Source organism: Candidatus Eremiobacteraceae bacterium, from assembly GCA_035295225.1.
Taxonomy (GTDB): Bacteria; Vulcanimicrobiota; Vulcanimicrobiia; order Eremiobacterales; family Eremiobacteraceae; genus JABCYQ01.
In genome coordinates, this window is record DATGJI010000047.1 from 1 (window position 1) to 17045 (window position 17045).

General features: G+C 62.2%; 16 protein-coding genes. 8 read left to right on the plus strand and 8 right to left on the minus strand.

Annotated elements, in window-relative coordinates; translation table 11 throughout:
• The 6 genes from VKT51_07345 to infB form a co-directional block, all read right to left on the minus strand.
• A partial coding sequence (locus VKT51_07345; GenBank protein ID HLJ83965.1) for a hypothetical protein occupies nt 1–308 on the minus strand: 308 nt, incomplete at its 3' end.
• 50 nt (nt 309–358) lie between these two features.
• Nucleotides 359–1816 (minus strand): hypothetical protein, encoded by a 1458-nt coding sequence (locus tag VKT51_07350; protein ID HLJ83966.1) that lies wholly within the window; start codon nt 1814–1816, stop codon nt 359–361.
• Nucleotides 1817–1935: 119 nt separating this feature from the next.
• Nucleotides 1936–2817, minus strand: coding sequence for a tRNA pseudouridine(55) synthase TruB (gene truB, locus VKT51_07355; protein HLJ83967.1), 882 nt, complete (start codon nt 2815–2817; stop codon nt 1936–1938).
• Nucleotides 2804–3826 carry a bifunctional oligoribonuclease/PAP phosphatase NrnA gene (locus VKT51_07360; protein HLJ83968.1) on the minus strand — a complete coding sequence of 341 codons (1023 nt, stop codon included), beginning with the start codon at nt 3824–3826 and terminating at the stop codon, nt 2804–2806. Before VKT51_07360 ends, truB begins: the two co-directional genes overlap by 14 nt.
• On the minus strand, nt 3798–4187 hold the full coding sequence (rbfA, locus tag VKT51_07365) for a 30S ribosome-binding factor RbfA (protein HLJ83969.1): 390 nt from the start codon (nt 4185–4187) through the stop codon (nt 3798–3800). The genes VKT51_07360 and rbfA overlap by 29 nt, the downstream gene beginning before the upstream one ends.
• A gap of 111 nt (nt 4188–4298) precedes the next feature.
• On the minus strand, nt 4299–6869 hold the full coding sequence (infB, locus tag VKT51_07370; protein HLJ83970.1) for a translation initiation factor IF-2: 2571 nt from the start codon (nt 6867–6869) through the stop codon (nt 4299–4301).
• Nucleotides 6870–7330: 461 nt separating this feature from the next.
• Between infB and msrA the strand changes: the two genes are divergently transcribed.
• Complete coding sequence (gene msrA, locus VKT51_07375) at nt 7331–7918, plus strand: peptide-methionine (S)-S-oxide reductase MsrA (GenBank protein HLJ83971.1); 588 nt, start codon at nt 7331–7333, stop codon at nt 7916–7918.
• A gap of 673 nt (nt 7919–8591) precedes the next feature.
• Here msrA and nusA read toward each other — a convergent pair.
• Complete coding sequence (gene nusA / locus VKT51_07380; GenBank protein ID HLJ83972.1) at nt 8592–9980, minus strand: transcription termination factor NusA; 1389 nt, start codon at nt 9978–9980, stop codon at nt 8592–8594.
• 116 nt (nt 9981–10096) lie between these two features.
• Between nusA and VKT51_07385 the strand changes: the two genes are divergently transcribed.
• Entirely contained in the window at nt 10097–11068 is a 972-nt protein-coding gene (locus VKT51_07385) for a WYL domain-containing protein (GenBank protein HLJ83973.1), read from the plus strand.
• Here the strand turns inward: VKT51_07385 and VKT51_07390 are convergent.
• Nucleotides 11051–11449 carry a DUF202 domain-containing protein gene (locus VKT51_07390; GenBank protein HLJ83974.1) on the minus strand — a complete coding sequence of 133 codons (399 nt, stop codon included), beginning with the start codon at nt 11447–11449 and terminating at the stop codon, nt 11051–11053. The genes VKT51_07385 and VKT51_07390 overlap by 18 nt on opposite strands.
• 145 nt (nt 11450–11594) lie before the next feature.
• On the opposite strand from VKT51_07390, the gene VKT51_07395 reads away from it, so the two are divergent.
• The 6 genes from VKT51_07395 to VKT51_07420 all read left to right on the plus strand — a co-directional run bounded on the left by VKT51_07395 (nt 11595) and on the right by VKT51_07420 (nt 17044).
• Nucleotides 11595–12776 carry a cation:proton antiporter gene (locus VKT51_07395; GenBank protein HLJ83975.1) on the plus strand — a complete coding sequence of 394 codons (1182 nt, stop codon included), beginning with the start codon at nt 11595–11597 and terminating at the stop codon, nt 12774–12776.
• 44 nt (nt 12777–12820) lie between these two features.
• A complete protein-coding gene (locus VKT51_07400) occupies nt 12821–13036 on the plus strand; it encodes a DUF3311 domain-containing protein (GenBank protein HLJ83976.1) in 216 nt (71 codons plus the stop codon).
• Nucleotides 13033–14562 carry a sodium:solute symporter family protein gene (locus VKT51_07405; protein HLJ83977.1) on the plus strand — a complete coding sequence of 510 codons (1530 nt, stop codon included), beginning with the start codon at nt 13033–13035 and terminating at the stop codon, nt 14560–14562. The genes VKT51_07400 and VKT51_07405 overlap by 4 nt, the downstream gene beginning before the upstream one ends.
• 143 nt (nt 14563–14705) lie before the next feature.
• Nucleotides 14706–15134 (plus strand): prepilin-type N-terminal cleavage/methylation domain-containing protein, encoded by a 429-nt coding sequence (locus VKT51_07410; GenBank protein HLJ83978.1) that lies wholly within the window; start codon nt 14706–14708, stop codon nt 15132–15134.
• The gene (locus VKT51_07415; protein ID HLJ83979.1) at nt 15112–15792 is read left to right on the plus strand and encodes a hypothetical protein; all 681 of its coding nucleotides are present in this window, start codon (nt 15112–15114) and stop codon (nt 15790–15792) included. Before VKT51_07410 ends, VKT51_07415 begins: the two co-directional genes overlap by 23 nt.
• Complete coding sequence (locus tag VKT51_07420) at nt 15779–17044, plus strand: hypothetical protein (protein HLJ83980.1); 1266 nt, start codon at nt 15779–15781, stop codon at nt 17042–17044. Before VKT51_07415 ends, VKT51_07420 begins: the two co-directional genes overlap by 14 nt.
• Nucleotide 17045 lies beyond the last annotated feature (1 nt).

Here is a 17045-nt window from a genome sequence, read left to right on the forward strand (position 1 = left end):
ATCTCCGCCGGCATCGATTGGATATGTTCGTCGAAAGGGATCAAGAAGAGAACGTCGATCCCGCAGGCGTCGAGAAGGTTGATCTTCTCTTCTGTCGTGGTGAGCAGCCACGGCGCGTGGCCCGGATGCAAGAACTCCTGCGGGTGGTGATCGAACGTCAGCACGCCGACCGCTGCGCCCGGCTTGCGGCGCGCGAACAATTCACGGAGCACCGCGCGATGACCGATGTGCACGCCGTCGAAAACGCCGATCGTCAAAACGAGGTCGGCGTCGGCTCGGTGCGCTTCGAGATTGCGGACTATATGCATGCCGGGCGCGGCATTCTGGACGCGTGCAGCCGCGCCCTATTGCGCGTGGATCAGCGGCATCCCGCGAAGATCGTCTCCAAAACGTACCCGTGACGAGGCGCCGCGATGAACGAGTTCGACACGACCCGGCCCGTTTGCACGTCCACGTACGTCGTGCCGCGAGGCAATGCGATAGACGCCTGGGATGACGGGTCGTTGTTCACCGCGGCAAAACCCGACGTGTAACGCCGTGTGAACACGCTCGATCCCGTCACGCTCATCGGGGCGCACGGTGCGCCGATGAGCGCTTGATAGGGCTGCTGCCAGCGCTCGGCGCCGTACGGATCCTTCGCGCCGACGAACAATGCTGCGGCCGCTTCTTTCACCAAGAGATATGTCGCCAGCGAGTAGCCGAATTGAGCCGCGGTGGGCGACTCAGACGACCCTCCCCAGTTGTCCACGACGAGAAATCCGTTGCCAAGACCTTGGATGTACTCGGCCCAATGCGCCGTATTCGTGAGTTGAGCATCGTCTACGTAGTTGCCGTATTGCGAGAATCCCGCTTCATCCAACACGATGTCGACGTTTGCGAGCAGCGCCGTCTCGCGCGGATCGCCGAATTGCAGGTTCTGCGGAATGGTGTTCGCGACCAGCCAAAGCGGCCGCGGCAGCGCGTGCAGATACGCGCGTGACTGTGCCGCCCACGCGGCCACCGCGCTGGACCACGCTGGATCATCGTTTTGTCCGGTGAACAGGCGATGGAAATTCGTAAATCCCGGACCGCGGTAGACTCCGCAGCCGTAGTCGCCGTTTTGCTGATCGGTGTTGTTCTTCATTGTCACGATGTCGTATGCCAGCGCGTCGTACGAATTCGCTTCAGCGTACGACCCGGCCAGCTGCACCTGATATCGCACGACTTGTGCGTTGGTGATATCCAAAACGACGTTCTCGAGTTGTGCCGCTGTCGCGGGTGTCTCGGTCGGCGCTCCGCCGCTGTGACAATTATACAGGACCCACGACGGGTGATTGGCCTGCCACCAATCGATCTTATGGCCGAGATTTCCGAAACCGCCGATCGAGAGATCGGTGTCGAACGGAAGATAGTACGCTGCACGCAGCGTCGGGTTGGTCGTGTGCCAGGTACCGGCTGTGGCCGCTCGAGGTCCCCACACGAGAGCATACCGGTAACCATCCACAAATGCTTCGCCTTGCGTGATCATGTTATGGACCGGCCCATAGGTCACTTCGTCGAAGACCTGCATCGCATGGATTCCGAACCACGTATCCTGCATGTACCGGCTTGGAGGCGGTGGGGTCTGCTGCGCGACTGCGGTCGGCGTTGGGCTCGGCTGCGCGCTCGGGCTGTTCGTCGGTCTCGGGGACGCGCTTGCGCTCGGTCCCGGTCGCGGTGTTTGTCCGAGCTGAATGCCTGGGACTGCGGATCCGCCACCGCCGCCGCCGCAGCCGGCGAGCAATGCGGCGGCTATGGCGGTGCACGCCGCGAGCATAACGTAATTGACGTTCTTCATATGAGTCATATGAGAATTGTGCGCGCCCAGCGCTCACTTTGACTGGTGAGCGTCGGCGTGTGCGCCGTGTGAATTGTCATCGCGGCGGCGGATTCCTTGCGACTACAAGGCCGACTGGCCTATATGAACACGCGTGTGGGCTGAAGGCGCGCGCCGTCCGCGCACGGCGTCGCGAGCGCCGTGCCCGCAAGACGGCCGTCGATGATCACGAGCACGTCGCCATATGCCGCCAACGCCCCATGATCCACCGCATTGCCATGCGAGAAAAACTTGGCCCGTTCCGGCTCGAGTTCGACGCGAGGCTGCGCCAGGACGTCGAGCGGGTCGATCATGTGCGCTCCGGGATCCGCAAGCAGCGCATCCGCAGCGACCGCGTTCTCCAGCGTGAACGGCCCGGCTGCCGTTCGCAACAGCGAACCCATGTGCGCCGGCACATCGAGCTGCTTTCCAATGTCCTCGCAAAGCGTTCGGATGTACGTCCCTGCATCGCACACGACGCGAAGCCGGGCGCTCGAATCCGAACACCCCACGACTTCTAGAACGTAGATGTTCACGTCACGCGCAGGGCGATCGACGGAGATGCCCTTTCGAGCGCTCTTATAGAGCGGTTCTCCCCGGACTTTCACTGCCGAATACATCGGTGGTACCTGCACGATCGTGCCGACGAACGGTGTGAGCGCGCCAGGCAATCGAGCGATCCAGTCTTCGGCGACGCGGGACTCGGCGATGATCTTGCCTGACGCATCGCCCGTGTCGGTGGCGGTCCCAAGCATGAGATCGAATTCATAGATCTTACGCCCCGAACCGAGCAATGGAAGCAACTTCGAGGCATGACCGACCGCGAGAACGAGGACGCCTTCGGCGCCGGGATCCAAAGTGCCCCAATGGCCAAGCGAAACGCCGCCAAGCGCACGACGCACGCGTGACCCAAACGCTGTTGATGTGGGTCCCTGCGGCTTCCAGGCGTTGATGAAACCGAACCCGGCGTTAGCCGGTCGCACGAGCCGATTCGGCCATCTCGGCGCGGATCGCGTTGAGCACGGCCGACAGTGCCTGATCCTGCGACGCGTTGATGGTGGCGCCGGCCGCGCGGAAGTGTCCCCCGCCGCCAAGCTTTTTCGCAGCCGCCATGACGTTGATCCGGCCGCGCGATCGCATGCTCACGCGGAATGTGCCGTCGGGAGCTTCCTTGAGGAGCGCCGAGACCTCGCAGCGATCGACCGCGCGAAGAGCACCTACTACGTCCTCGAGATCTTCGTAGGCGGCGCCGAACTCTTCGAGCATCGCTCGCGTGACGACGGAATAGCAGATCCCATCGTCGGTGAGCGTGGCGGTGTCGAGCGCGCGGCCTAAGACCTTCTGGCCGGAGAACGTTCGGGTCTGATAGAGCTGCTCGTTGATACGATCTTTTTGCGCGCCTGCCTCCATGAGCGATGCGGCGAGTCGAATGGTGTGCGGGTCGGCGTTTGAATACATGAAGCAGCCCGTGTCGGAGATGATGGCCGCAAGCAGACACGTGGCGGTGTCGGGCGTGATCGGCACGCCGAGCGCCACGATGAGCCCCAGCACGAGACTGCCGGTGGCGGCCTCGGATTCTACCACGAGATTCCAGCGCCCGAATCGATGGTTCCCGAGATGATGATCGATGTTGACGATGCGCTCCGGCGGCACCCAGTTCAGCGCCTTTCCGGCTCGCCACTGATCGCTCATGTCGAGAAAGACGAAGACCGCGTCGTCGCCTATGCCATCGAAGGTGCGTTGCGTGAGGTGCGCTTCCGGAAGAAACCGCAGGTTGGCCGGCACGTCGTCGTCGAGGAAATAGAAGACGTCCTTGCCGATGCTCTTGAGCGCCATGCCGAGCGCGAAGCCGCTTCCCAGAACATCGCCGTCTGGTTTCTCATGCGCGCACATGACGAACTGGCGGTTCGACCGAAGGCACTCGAGCACGCCCTTCGCTCCGGGAGGCTCGCTGCCTGAACCGTTAGTCGTCGTGTTGATTTCGCTGCTCATCGCGTCGCTGCACCTCGTCGATGATGTGCGCCATGCGGACGCCCTGTGCGATGGACTCGTCGCGGATAAAGGTCAGCGTGGGTGTGCGACGCATGCGCAGTCGCTTGCCGAGCTCGACGCTCAAGAACCCAGCTGCGCTCTGCAGACCCGCGATGGTGGCCGACGATTGGCGCCGATCTCCCAGCGGACTTGCAAAGACCTTCGCCGTTCTCAAGTCGGGACTCACCTCGCTGCGGATGAGCGTGACAAACCCGACTCGCGGATCCTTCAGCTCTTCGCGGATCAGTTCGCTCAGCTCGCGCACGATCTCGTGCTCGACGCGCTCGAGGCGCTGGCTCTTCGTTCCAGCCGGCTCATGCATGTTCTATTTCACCGTACACGTGTTCGACGTCAATGGTACCGCTTTGTAGTAGGGCAAGCAACGCTTGCCCATTTGCCATGGGGCGACAGATGGTCGCCCTACTGCACGTGGTTACGAAGCGGACGAGACCGCGGCGAACTGCTCCATCGTGAAGGCTTCGATCACATCGCCCTCCTTAAGATCATTGAAGTTCTCGATCGAAAGACCGCATTCGTACCCCGTCGCAACTTCACGGGCATCGTCTTTGAAACGCTTCAGCGAAGCGAGCCTGCCCTCATAGACGATGACGTTATCACGCAGGACGCGGACCCGCGAGTCGCGTGTGATCTTTCCGTCGCGCACGTAAGCGCCGGCGATCGTGCCCACTTTGCTCACCTTGAACAGCTTGCGCACTTCAGCCTGACCCAGCACGACTTCGCGCTCTTGCGGTTTGAGCATGCCGGTCATCGCGGCCTTGACTTCGTCGATGACGTTGTAGATGACGTCGTAGAGACGAACGTCGACGCCTTCTTGTTCTGCCTTGCGCGCGATCGTGGCGTCCGGACGGATATTGAAGCCGATGATGATCGCGTTCGACGCGCTCGCAAGCATGACGTCGGACTCGTTGATGCCGCCGACGCCCATATGAATGACTCGCGTGCGGACTTCTTCATTCGCGAGGCCGTCGAGCTGCGAGCGCAGCGCCTCAACGGATCCCTGCGCATCGGCCTTGATGATGAGGTTGAGATCTTTGATGCCGCCTTCTTTGGCCTGCGCCAAGAAGCCGTCGAGCGTGACCGGCCGGCGCGCGCTGGCCATGCGCTGTTCGCGCTTGCGCTGCGAGCGTTTGGCGGCGAGCTCTCGCGCGTCGCGTTCGTCCGAGACCACCTCGAGCACGTCGCCGGCCGCGGGCACGTCGGACAGACCCATGATTTCGGCGGCGATCGACGGACCCGCGCGCTTGATCGCGGCGCCGGAATCATCGAAGAGGGCGCGCACTTTGCCGAAGGTGGAACCGACGACGGCGATGTCGCCGACGCGCAGCGTGCCGTTCTTGACCAATGCGGTCGCAACCGGTCCGCGCGACCGGTCAAGCCGTGCTTCGATGATGACGCCCTGTGCGCGACGGTTCTTGTTCGCCTTGAGGTCCTGCAGATCGGCGTTGAGCAGCACCATTTCGAGAAGCTCGTCGATGCCGGTCTTCATCTTCGCCGACACCGGGATGAACTGCGTCTTGCCGCCCCAGTCTTCCGGCGTCAGACCATATTCGGACAACTGCTGCTTCACACGATCGACGTTGGCGTTCGGCTTGTCCACTTTGTTGACCGCGACGACGATCGGCACGCCGGCCGCCTTCGCGTGATTCATCGCTTCGATCGTCTGCGGCATGACGCCGTCATCCGCCGCGACGACGAGAATCGCGACGTCGGTGACTTTCGCGCCCCGCGCGCGCATCTCGGTGAACGCTTCGTGGCCCGGCGTATCGATGAACGTGACCTTGCGGTCGTTGGTCTCGACCGTATACGCGCCGATGCGTTGCGTGATGCCGCCTGCTTCGCCGGCGGCCACTTTTGTGGATCGAATGGCGTCGAGCAGCGACGTCTTGCCGTGGTCGACGTGACCGAGCACCGTGACGACCGGCGGGCGCGCGGTGAGCGAACCCGGCGGGTCAGATTCCGTGAGGATCTCGACCGTCTCTTCGTCTGCTTCTTTGACGAGCGCGTTGAAGCCGAAGCGCCGCGCGACTTGCGACGCGACGTCAGGCGGCACGTGCTGATTGATGGTGGCCATCGTGCCCATTTTGATCAGTTGGCCGATGACCTGACCTGCCGGGACGCTCATCGCTGACGCGAGCTGCTGCACCGTGATGAGATCCGGAATCTCGAGATCCTTGAGGATTTCGGGTTCGACCATCGGCGCTTGCGCGGACTTGTGTCGCGGCTGCGTCTTCTTGAGCAGTTCCTCGCGTTGCCGCTCTTTGCGATCGCGCTCCATCTCCTCGCGCGATTTTTTGCGGCCGCCTGGTTGCGGGCCGCTCGTCGGCGCTCCGCTCCCAGGTTGCAGCGGGCTTCCCGGGCGACCGGGCATCGGTCGACCGCCGGGGCCGCCGAGCGGACGTCCGGGCATAGGACGCCCTTGCATTCCCGGACCACCCGGCCGCGGCACGAAGCCAGGACCAGCGGGTCGAGGGCCGACGCCGACGCGGGGTTGCTGCGGAACGCTCTGTTGCACCGGCCGCACCATCGGAATCGGTGCGGTGGGATCGGCCGACGCTGCGGGAACTACTTTCGGATGGTGCGCCGGCCGCACCACTGTGGGGCGTCGCGGCGTGGACGTTGCGACCGTGCGCAAACGTACGACCGGGCTCTGCACTTCGGGTGGCGGCGCCGGCGCTGCCTCGGGCGCATCGGCGACTGGTGCAGCGACCTTGGCGTCGACAGCATCGCGTTCTGGTTCGACAGGCGGCGGCGGCGCCTCCGCGGTGGTTGCGCCGTTGCCGGCTATCGCCTTTTTCGCGACCGGCTTGTGCGATTTCGCGGCCTGCGCCAAATCGCCGACCAACACGCCCTTTACGATGCGCGCGCGATGCTCGTCGATGACGCTCATGTGCGTGCTGGCTCTGATGCCAACTTTGCTCAGAAGGGCGATCGTATCTTTGCTCGAGAGGTTGAGCTCTTTGGCGAGCTCGTGAACCCGTACCATTGCCAAGGGTCAGTCTTTTCCTTTATCTTCTTGACGAGCTAAATGAGCGCGTTCCGGAGCGGGCAGCGCCGAAGTCGGCACTTCGGCTAATCCCGCAAATCTCTTGTTCTTCCTTACCTTGTCGCGGCATGCCGGCGAGCATAGGTACGCCCCTCGACCCGGCAAGCGTGCGGCAGGGTCAGCCTGCCACCCGCCTTGCTCCAGGCGGACGAACCGTACCAACGACTGCTTCGGGAAGCGGGCGCGGCAACCGACACACTGGCGAAACGGCACGTGCGCGGGAGGGGCCGTTGAGTCGGAGGTATGCACCCGATGTATCATTCGGCGACGCGCCTTTGACATCCGCTTTGACGTCCGGCACGTATAGAGAGGAGTGCGTCTTCGGCGCGCTACGGAATACGTCTGACGGGATGATTGGAATGCGACGAATTTTTGACAGATGCGGGTTGTCCGCGATAGTGTTGGCTGCTCCCTTGCTTCTGCTCGCGCCGGTCAGCGCCGCTCCGCAACCGGCCACGGAGAAGGTCGTGCTCGCAGGCGGCTGCTTCTGGGGGATGCAGGCCGTCTTCAGCGACTTGCGAGGCGTGAAGAGTGTGGTCGCCGGGTACTCCGGCGGAGCAGCCGAGACGGCGCACTACGACATCGTCAGCACCGGCACGACCGGTCACGCAGAATCCGTGCAGATCGAGTACGATCCGGCGAAGATCACTTTTGGGCAGTTGCTCTCCGTTTATTTTCTGGTCGCCCACGATCCGACGCAGCTCGATCGGCAAGGCCCCGACTTCGGAACGCAATACCGCTCCGCGGTTTTCTACACGACCGACGCGCAGAAGCGTGAGACCGAGTCGTATATCAGCGCGCTCGAAGCGCAGAAGTCGTTCGATGGAAAGATCGTGACGCAAGTCGTGCCGCTGCGCGCGTTTTATCCGGCCGAAGATTATCACCAGAACTATGTTGCGCACAATCCGGACAATCCGTACGTGATGTACAACGATCTACCGAAGCTCGCGGCGTTACGTCATCAATTCCCGTCGCTCGTCAAATCTTGATCGATTCATACGCGATGAGACACGCATGACGAGTCGGTAACACGATCGTGAAACCACGCCCGTTGCGCTGATCGCGCGCTGGGATCTGCCGTTAAGCGAAGTGGTCGGCGTCGTCCGCACCGCTTCGCGTCAATGACTTCGGCCCGATCGACGGTCTCGGGTACGAGGGCTCGGTCCTCCATCGTTGCAGTGTGACCTATGTCCATTTCGTGGACGGCGAAATCTGGCGGCTCTCGGCTGTGCGCCGGAGATGAGCCAGGACATGCGTACGCTTCGGCCGTCACGTGCCGATAATTACAGTAATCAAGTTCCCGCTGGGCGGCGAACCTCGACGCTGCCCCGGCGCGACCATGTTGAGGACGAAATATAATGACGCTCGTTGTGCAATTCGGAGCCCGGTTCGCAATCGCGGTCTTGACGCGTGCGATCGATGCGGTCTACGCGCCGCATCCGCCGTTCGTCGAAACGCTTTTCCTCCGCTGAGGATCTCTAGGTTCTATAGATAGGCGGACCATAAAGGTCCGCCCTACATGGAGGCCGGCGGACCATAAAGGTCCGCCCTACGTGGAGGCCGGCGGACCATAAAGGTCCGCCCTACATGGAGGCCGGCGGACCATAAAGGTCCGCCCTACATGGAGGCCGGCGGACCATAAAGGTCCGCCCTACAAGATCGTCACTCGGCGGAATCGCTTGTAGCGGTTGCTTCTTCGGCCGAAGGCTGCGATTCGTCGGACTCTTCTTCGCCCTCTCCGGGAGCCATACGCTGCAGTTCCTGTAGCTTGCGGATCAGCTCTTCGTCTTCGGCCAACATCTCCGCCGTCAGCTGCACGCCGCTCTCTTGCGCAGCGACCTCCGCCATCGCGGCCAACTCCTCGCGTTCTTGATCCTCGTCCACACGCTGCGACATGACTTCGGCCCACTGCTCTTCGTTGTGAATGTCGATACGCCACCCGGTGAGGCGCGCCGCTAAGCGGACGTTCTGGCCTTCTTTTCCGATCGCTAGCGAAAGCTGATAATCGGGCACGACCGCCTCGGCGAGATGTTCGCGCTCGTTCAAATGCACTTGGATGACTTTGGCGGGGGCCAATGCGTTCGCGACATAGGTCGCCGGGTCGGCCGCCCACTGGATCACGTCGATCTTCTCGCCTCGCAGCTCCTCGCCGATGTTGTTGACTCTTGAGGAACGCGGGCCGAGGCACGCGCCCACGGCATCGATGTCTTCTTCTTGCGTCCAGACAGATATCTTCGAACGCGACCCTGGTTCGCGCGCGACATCCTTGACTTCGACGATGCCTTGCGAGACTTCGGGGATCTCTTGTTCGAAAAGACGGCGGACGAGATTCGGATGGCTGCGCGAAAGGATGATCTGCGGACCACGATTCGTCTTGCGCACTTCCATCACGTACGCACGGATGCGCTCGTTGATGCGGAAGACCTCGCGCGCCACTTGCTCTGCGACCGGCAAGATGGCTTCGGCCCGCCCCAGATCGACGTACATATTGCGCTGCTCGTAGCGAAGCACCTGACCGCCGACGAGCTCGTCGAGCCGATCGTTGTATTCGTCGAAGACCATGTCGCGCTCGGCCTCGCGAATGCGCTGCACGATGACTTGCTTTGCGGTCTGCGCGGCGATCCGTCCGAACTCTTTGGGTGTGATCTCGACGTCGTAGAATTCACCGGCCGCTTTGCCGCCCGCATCGGCCACCGCGATCTCGAGATTCGGATCGGCGACTTCCGCCGCGACGGTGCGCCTGGCGAATACCCTATACGCGCCGTTCGCTCGATCCACCGCGACAACCGGCTCGCCCAAAGATTCGGGCTCGCGGACGAAGTTGCGCTTGTACGCCGAGACGAGCGCGGCTTCCAGCGCCTCCATGAGCACTTCGGCCGAGAGGTTGCGATCGCGCTCGAGTTCTTTGAGCGCCTCGATCAGTTGCGGGTTCGCCGTCGCGGGGCTGACGACAGTGGCTTGAGCCGATCCCTCGGCGCCTTTTTTCGTGGATTTCTTGGCTGGCATGACGTTTGCGGCTTCCTTGATAAACGCGAAAGGAGCGGGTGTCAACCCACTCCTCTTAGAGGAATTCTATCGGCATTTTACCACACGCCGCGCCCCTGCGCAAGGTCGGACGGCGCCTTGCCAGGGCTCGGCGGCATCGCTCCCCAACGTCCGAGCGCATGATGCCGCCCAAACCGGAGCATACCGGCCGTACGGCCCGCTTCATCAAATTGCTGAAAGAGATCGACGAGAAACGCGTCGTCTCAAAAGAGCGCGTCCACGAATTGCTGAGCACCTCGTCCGAGGCGACGTTCAAGCGTGTCAAAGCCGAACTCCGCGACGCCGGCTATCCGCTGACGTACAACACGAAGGATAAGCTCTATCACACGTCCGCGCGCGCCGCGCTCGCGCGGCCGCGGCTGGATCCGCGCAGCAGGGCCCAGCTCGCTCTCGTCCGCACCGCCATCGCGGGCCTCGGCACGCCGTATGTCGAGGCGCTTGGTGACGTGCTGGATATCCTCGACGCGCGCATCGCGATCGAAGATCCTGAAGCGACGGCGACCTTGTCGTCGCGCCGGCCGCAGCCGCGCGCGGACAGCGCTTTTTACGATCGTCTGGACAAAGTGGACACGGCGATCCGCGAGCACCGGTTGATCCAATTCGACTATACACATACCGCCGGCGGCGCGACGGATGCGCGCTGGGCGAAACCCCTGGCCATGCACGATCATGACGGCCGCATCTATTGTTGGGCCATCGTTGAGGGCGAGGATCAGCCGAAGCTCTTCGCGCTCGATCGGATGGGCTCTGTAGAACTACTCGAGACGTTCGAGCCGGATCCGCAGTGGCGCTTCGATGACGCGCTCCGTCACAGTTTCGGCATCATGATCGGACGCGATGCTCCGCGTGAACTCGTGATCGACATCGACGCAAGAGCCGCCGCAAACGTCCGCTCAAGGCGGTGGCCGGCTGAAACCCGCTGCGAAACGATGCCGGATGGTTCGCTGCGGATGACGTTCGCGGTATCGATGAGCGATGAGCTGATCGCGTGGGTCTTGAGCTTCGGGGGCCTCGCGCGCGTCGTTTCGCCGCGCGACATCGCCGAGGAAGTGCGCGCCCGCGCGATGAGAGTGGCGTCAGAGCACGCGCAATAGGTTCAGGATCACGAGAAAGCCTGTGACCACCGTCGCCGTGCCGACCGCGACGGCGAGCCATGGCGCCGATTGGTACTGATCGCGTTTCAACTCCCGATCCACGACGATGAATCGCCACGAACCGGCGGCGCCCAACGCGCAGCCGAGCGCTGCGAAGATGATGCCGAGCTTGTGTCCGGAGAGTGCGGCTGCGGGAGGAACGGTGCCAAGCGCGCCGGGCGCGAGATGCGCGAGCAAGGCGAATTTCGCGATGACGAAGCCGAAGGCCATGAGAGAAAGCGACGTGCGAACGTATGCGAGAAATGTCCGTTCGTTCGCGAGATGATCGGTGACGCGCAGGCTCATGCTGAAGGGCAGCATTCGGATTCTAGGCTGATTCATCCCGCGTACTCGTCCGAACCCGTCCGCCACAGGCGCTGCGAGATTCACAATCGAAGCGGCGGTCGACGGGATGGGGCTCCCGCTGAACCGCCGCGCAACCGGCTGATGGCTCCTATCGCACAGCATGTATCGATAGGAGTTTTTTGTGCCGCACGAGCTCTTTCGTCAACTGACAGACGCGCAAAACATGTGGCTGGTCGCGGGGCTTTGGATGGTGCTCGCAGCTGCGAGCGCGTTCATAGCGGTGCGTATCAAGATGCCCGCGGCCCTCGTAGAGATCATCGTCGGCGTCGTCGCCGGAAATCTGATCGCGCTGCGAACGAACGCATGGATCGATTTTGTCGCCGGATTCGGAAGCATCCTGTTGACGTTTCTCGCCGGCGCCGAGATCAATCCCGCCGTACTGCGCAAGCAGCTCCTCCCGTCCACCGCGCTTGGCGCCGCCTCGTTTGCTGCGCCGTTTCTCGCTGCCATGGCATTTGCGTATTACGTCGGGCACTGGACGCCCGACGCATCGAAGATCGCCGGCATCGCGATGTCGACGACCTCCGTCGCCGTCGTCTACGCGGTGATGGTTGAATCAGGACTTGCGGGCAAGGAGTTCGGCCAGCTCGTCCTCGCGGCGTGCTTCTTCACTGATTTGGGAACCGTGGTGGCGCTCGGCCTGCTCTTCTCGAACTACAATATCTGGCTCATCGCGCTCGTCGTGGGGATTATCGCGTCGATGGCTTTGCTCCCGAGGTTGTTGCCATCCTTGATCAACCGCACGCGGCAGTTCGTGAGCGAACCCGCGCTTCGAATTCTCTTCGCGGTCATATTTCTGCTGGCGGCCCTTGCGACGTACGCCAAGAGCGAGGGAGTTCTGCCCGCATATTTCCTCGGTCTGGGCTGCGCCGGCATGATGGTGTCGTATCCTGACGTTCGCCGGCGCTTGCAGACCATGACCATGACGTTGCTCGCGCCGTTCTATTTCCTCAAGGCGGGAACGTACGTCGAGGCCGGCTCGGCGGTGTCCGGGGCCGGGCTCATCGTGAGCCTGTTTTTTGTCAAAGTGCTCGCGAAGATCGCCGGCGTGCTGCCGCTGGCGCGCTTTGCGTTCAAGTATCCAGCCGGGAACGCGAATTACCTGACGCTTTTGATGGCGACGGGGCTGACGTTTGGAACGATTTCAAGCCTCTATGGATTGACGCATCATGACATCACGCAGTCGCAATACTCGGCCCTCGTGACCGTCGTCATCTTAACGGCAATCGTGCCGACCGCGATAGCGCAATGGCTGTTCAGGCCGGCGCAAGATCCGGAAGAGATGGAAGCAGAAGTTCCGTAAATCAAGCCAGGACTCGCTTGTCGCTCGAATGAAACGCCGCGCGCATGAAGGATCAGCCGGTGCGGCCCGTGCGGCGGCCGTACGCCTATTGGCTTCTCATTCTCCCGTTTGCGGGCACGCTCTGGCCGGCCCTCTACGCGCATGCGGAGCCCTCGATCGGCGGCGTTCCCTTCTTCTACTGGTATCAATTCTTGTGCATCGGACTGACCGCGATCGTCATGGCTTTCGTCTACCTCCTGACGCGGACTGACCGATCGTGATCCTTTGGACCGCCGTCGCGGTCTTTGTGGCGCTCTTCGCACTCGTGACGGTGCTCGGATTTGCGGCGGTGCGTTGGCGCGCCGGCGACCTCAACGATATCCACCAATGGGCGCTCGCCGGACGCGGCTTCGGCACGCTGGTCACCTGGTTTCTCATCGGCGGCGACATCTACACCGCATACACGTTCATCGCCGTGCCCGCGCTCATCTATGGCGTCGGAGCGCCTGGATTCTTCGCGCTGCCGTACACGACGATCGTCTTCCCTCTCGTCTTCATCTTCGGTCCGCGCTTTTGGTGCATCGCGAAGAATCGCGGCTACGTGACCTACGCCGATTTCGTGCGCGAACGTTACGGGAGTCGTAGCCTTGCGCTAGCGGTGGCGATCACCGGTATCCTTGCGACCATGCCGTACATCGCGCTGCAGTTGGTCGGACTGCAGGTGGTGATAGCGGCCCTTGGCTTCACCGGCTCGGGTTTTTTGGGCGATTTGCCGGTGATCGTCGCGTTTGCGATCCTTGCCATCTACACGTATCGGGGCGGGTTGCGCGCACCGGCGCTCGTCGCGTTTGTGAAGGACACATTGATCTACGTGACGGTCATCGGTGCGACCATCGTACTCGTGACGAAGCTCGGCGGCTTCGCGCATATCTTCGCGACGGCAGCGACGATCCTGGCGCAGCGACCGAAGCCCGCTTCGATCATGCTCGCGCCAGCCGGATATTCGGCGTATGCAACGCTTGCGTTCGGTTCGGGCCTCGCGTTGTTCATGTATCCGCACTCGATCACAGGTGTGCTCGGCGCGAAAAGCGCGCGCGTCGTTCGTCGCAACATGGTGATCCTGCCCGCGTACAGCGTGATGCTCGGCTTCATCGCGCTCTTCGGCTACATGGCCATCGCGGCCGGCGCGCATCCCGCCACTCCCAACGGAGCCGTGCCTGCGCTGATCCTCGCTTCGTTCCCGCAGTGGTTCATCGGCGTGGCTTTCGCCGCGATCGCGATCGGCGCGCTCGTGCCGGCAGCGATCATGTCGATCGCCGCAGCCAACTTGTACGCGCGATCGATCCACATGGAGTTCGTCCAGCCTGCCTGCTCGAGCGCCGTGCAGACGAAGGTCGCGCGCTTCGCCTCGCTCATCGTCAAGACTGGAGCGTTGCTCTTCGTTCTCTTCCTGCCCACGCAATTCGCGATCTACTTCCAGCTCTTGGCCGGCGCGTGGATCCTGCAGACCTTTCCCGCTGTGGTGTTTGGGCTATACACGCGCTGGTTCCATCGGAGCGCCTTGTTCGTGGGCTGGCTCGTGGGCATGGTCTTGGCCACGTGGATGGCTGTCGCCGCGGGCTTTACGCCGGTATTCGCTCTGCATCTCGGCGCACGAGTCATGCCCCTTTACGTCGGGCTCATCGCGCTAGGCGCCAACCTCGGACTTGCCCTTGTGTTGACGATGCTCTTCAAGGGCGTGAAGATTCCTGATGGCGTCGATGCAACCTCGGCGCGAGACTATGAGGAGGCTCTTGCCGGGGTATAGGGCCATGGCGCGGCGAAGTTAACCAAATCGAACGCTCGTTCGCAGGGAGCGAGTGACCCACGTCACTACAACTTGGGTATTAGTTTACCAAGGCGACATTTTTGTACTTCGCCGTCGGTACATGGCACTGCTGGATCTGGTAAATGGCTATTCGTTCATCGGGCGCTCGCGGCTTCACGATATTAGAGGCGCTCCTCGGCATCACGATTTTCGCGATAGCGCTCGCGGCGTTCTATTCGATCATCCCCGGCTCTTTCCAGACGACGAGCCACGATGATCAGTTCGTTCAAGCGGTGAGCGCCGGTCAACAATACATGGATGCGATACGAAGTTCCGTCGAACAGGGAACGCCCATGCCGCAGCCGCCCGTCATCCCGATCGACGGCGGCGTTTCCGTCACCGGCAACGGTGTGAAGAACGCCTCGCCCGGAAACTTCACGATCACCGGAAATTGCCTGCCCGTTGCCGGATTTACGCGACTGGAGGACTGCACTGTTTCTGTGACATGGAACGAGGGCAGCGCGAATCGATTGTATCAGGTGGAGTCGTATGCGACCAAGCAAGTATCGTAGCGCGCGACACGCGCGCGGATTCACGCTCGCCGAGATCCTCACGGTGGCGGTGCTCTTCGGCATGCTGCTGACCACGATCGCTGCGGTCATTCCGGCGGTCATGCGGGCGCCGGCGCAGATGCAATCGCAGGTGGACGAAGTCAATTCGGCTGCACTGGCGTTGTACAAAGTCCAGCGCGACGCGCGCCAGAGCGATGTCAATGGCGTATTTAACTGCACGACTCTTCCTATCGTCGCCTGCAGTCAACAGGTCGGACCACCCACGCAGACGCAAGCTGTCGCGATCGCGGGAAACGATTCGTCGCAGTTCTTCTTAACCGGGGGACAAAATTCGGGTCAGGCGAGCTGGACCGGTTACACCGTCTATTGGTTAGCGCCGAGTTCATCGGGAATCGGCATGGACCTGATGCGGTCATTCGAGCCCGTTGTCTCAAATATTTTGAACGGTGTGCCGCAATTCAAGACTGCTGACGCGACCTGGGCTGTGACGACAGCGCTCCTGATCTCGTCGCCGGACGTAGCCGCGGGCGACGTCCGCAAACTCTTGGTGGGTGTCACGCCTGCCAACGGCATTGTCGCTTTGCAGATGAGCGCGGGTGTGAACCGCGGCGATCAGACCGAACTCACGATGTATGGCAACACGTATGCGCGCAACTGACGTTGTTCGAACGTCGCAACGCGGCGTGGTCATGCTCATCGTCGTCATCTTGGTGGCGCTGCTCATCATCGTCGCGCTGATCGTCGCCTACGGCGCCTTTAACGCGCAGACCAGCGCGCAGGCCCTGGGCGTCAAGTATCGCGTGCTGAACAGCGCAGAAGCGGGCGCGAACCTCGCGCTGAATGAACTTGCCGAAAACCCGAACTACCCGAGCGGAAATTGCGTGAACGGCACGCTTAACGCCAAACCCTATTCGGGCTGCGTCGAGCTCAATAACCTCGGCAACAAGGGCACGCCCCAGGTTCCCGACCCCGAGACCGGCACGTTGATCACGGTGCCGGCGAATTCCGCATATATCTACGGCGAATCGTCCTTCCAGGGCGGCCGCAAAGTGTATATCGAGGCGATTGCCGATCCGTCACCCCCGCTCACGCTGCCCGCCGGCGCGATCAATTCGCAGAACGACGTGAACGATCTCGCACCCGAGCCCATCATGCAGGATCCGCTGAGCCCGGGCGACGCGAACGTCAACGCTGACGGCAACATCAACGTCCCGGGCACGCCGAGCACGGTGCAAGGAGCGACCTCTGCTGTCGGCACGAACCAAATTCCGGGGGGGACCTCCGGCGGCGCGGCGATCAAGTTTCCCACGCAAATAGAAGTACAGCAGGCGGCGCAGAATGCGCGATCACTCGCGCAGGCCGGCTCGCAAGTGACCGGGGCATCCTTGAGCAGCGGTTCAGGTGGAGCGATAGCCGGCAACACCTACGTCAACGGCGACATCCAGCTGACCAAAGGCACCATCACGATAACTCAGGGTTCTTACGTATACGTGAACGGCAACGTCTGCGTTTCCGGCTCGGGTGTGATCGCGAACGCCAATCAGGGCCAGAATGTCTTCGTCGTCAGCGGCGTGATGGCGGTGACGGGCACGGGCAACTACAACGCGGCGCCGGGTCAGAATTCTCTGCTGCTCGTCCTCGGCTCCGACCCTACAACGTTTAGTCCCTGCGGCGCCGCCCCATACGCGCTCGACCTGGAACCCACTGGAACACCGAGTCAGATCGGCACCGTGTACTCATCGGCGGGATCGGTGTACTTGGGCGGATCGACGACGCTCACCGGCGCTGCGGATGGATCGAACGTTCTGATCGGCGGCGGGCCGTCGTCGGCATTCAAGTACGACTCAGTGCAATCGGCGACGACCATGACCACCGGAACGCTGACCTACTCGGCGTACAACGAGTACTGAT

Excerpts from the sequence above, each read along its gene's own strand:
- VKT51_07350 (HLJ83966.1), bottom strand. The coding sequence starts at position 1,816 with ATGAAGAACGTCAATTACGTTATGCTCGCGGCGTGCACCGCCATAGCC.
- VKT51_07360 (HLJ83968.1), bottom strand. The coding sequence starts at position 3,826 with ATGAGCAGCGAAATCAACACGACGACTAACGGTTCAGGCAGCGAGCCT.
- rbfA (HLJ83969.1), bottom strand. The coding sequence starts at position 4,187 with ATGCATGAGCCGGCTGGAACGAAGAGCCAGCGCCTCGAGCGCGTCGAG.
- infB (HLJ83970.1), bottom strand. The coding sequence starts at position 6,869 with ATGGTACGGGTTCACGAGCTCGCCAAAGAGCTCAACCTCTCGAGCAAA.
- VKT51_07385 (HLJ83973.1), top strand. The coding sequence starts at position 10,097 with ATGCCGCCCAAACCGGAGCATACCGGCCGTACGGCCCGCTTCATCAAA.
- VKT51_07390 (HLJ83974.1), bottom strand. The coding sequence starts at position 11,449 with ATGAATCAGCCTAGAATCCGAATGCTGCCCTTCAGCATGAGCCTGCGC.
- VKT51_07400 (HLJ83976.1), top strand. The coding sequence starts at position 12,821 with ATGAAGGATCAGCCGGTGCGGCCCGTGCGGCGGCCGTACGCCTATTGG.
- VKT51_07410 (HLJ83978.1), top strand. The coding sequence starts at position 14,706 with ATGGCTATTCGTTCATCGGGCGCTCGCGGCTTCACGATATTAGAGGCG.
- VKT51_07415 (HLJ83979.1), top strand. The coding sequence starts at position 15,112 with ATGCGACCAAGCAAGTATCGTAGCGCGCGACACGCGCGCGGATTCACG.
- VKT51_07420 (HLJ83980.1), top strand. The coding sequence starts at position 15,779 with ATGCGCGCAACTGACGTTGTTCGAACGTCGCAACGCGGCGTGGTCATG.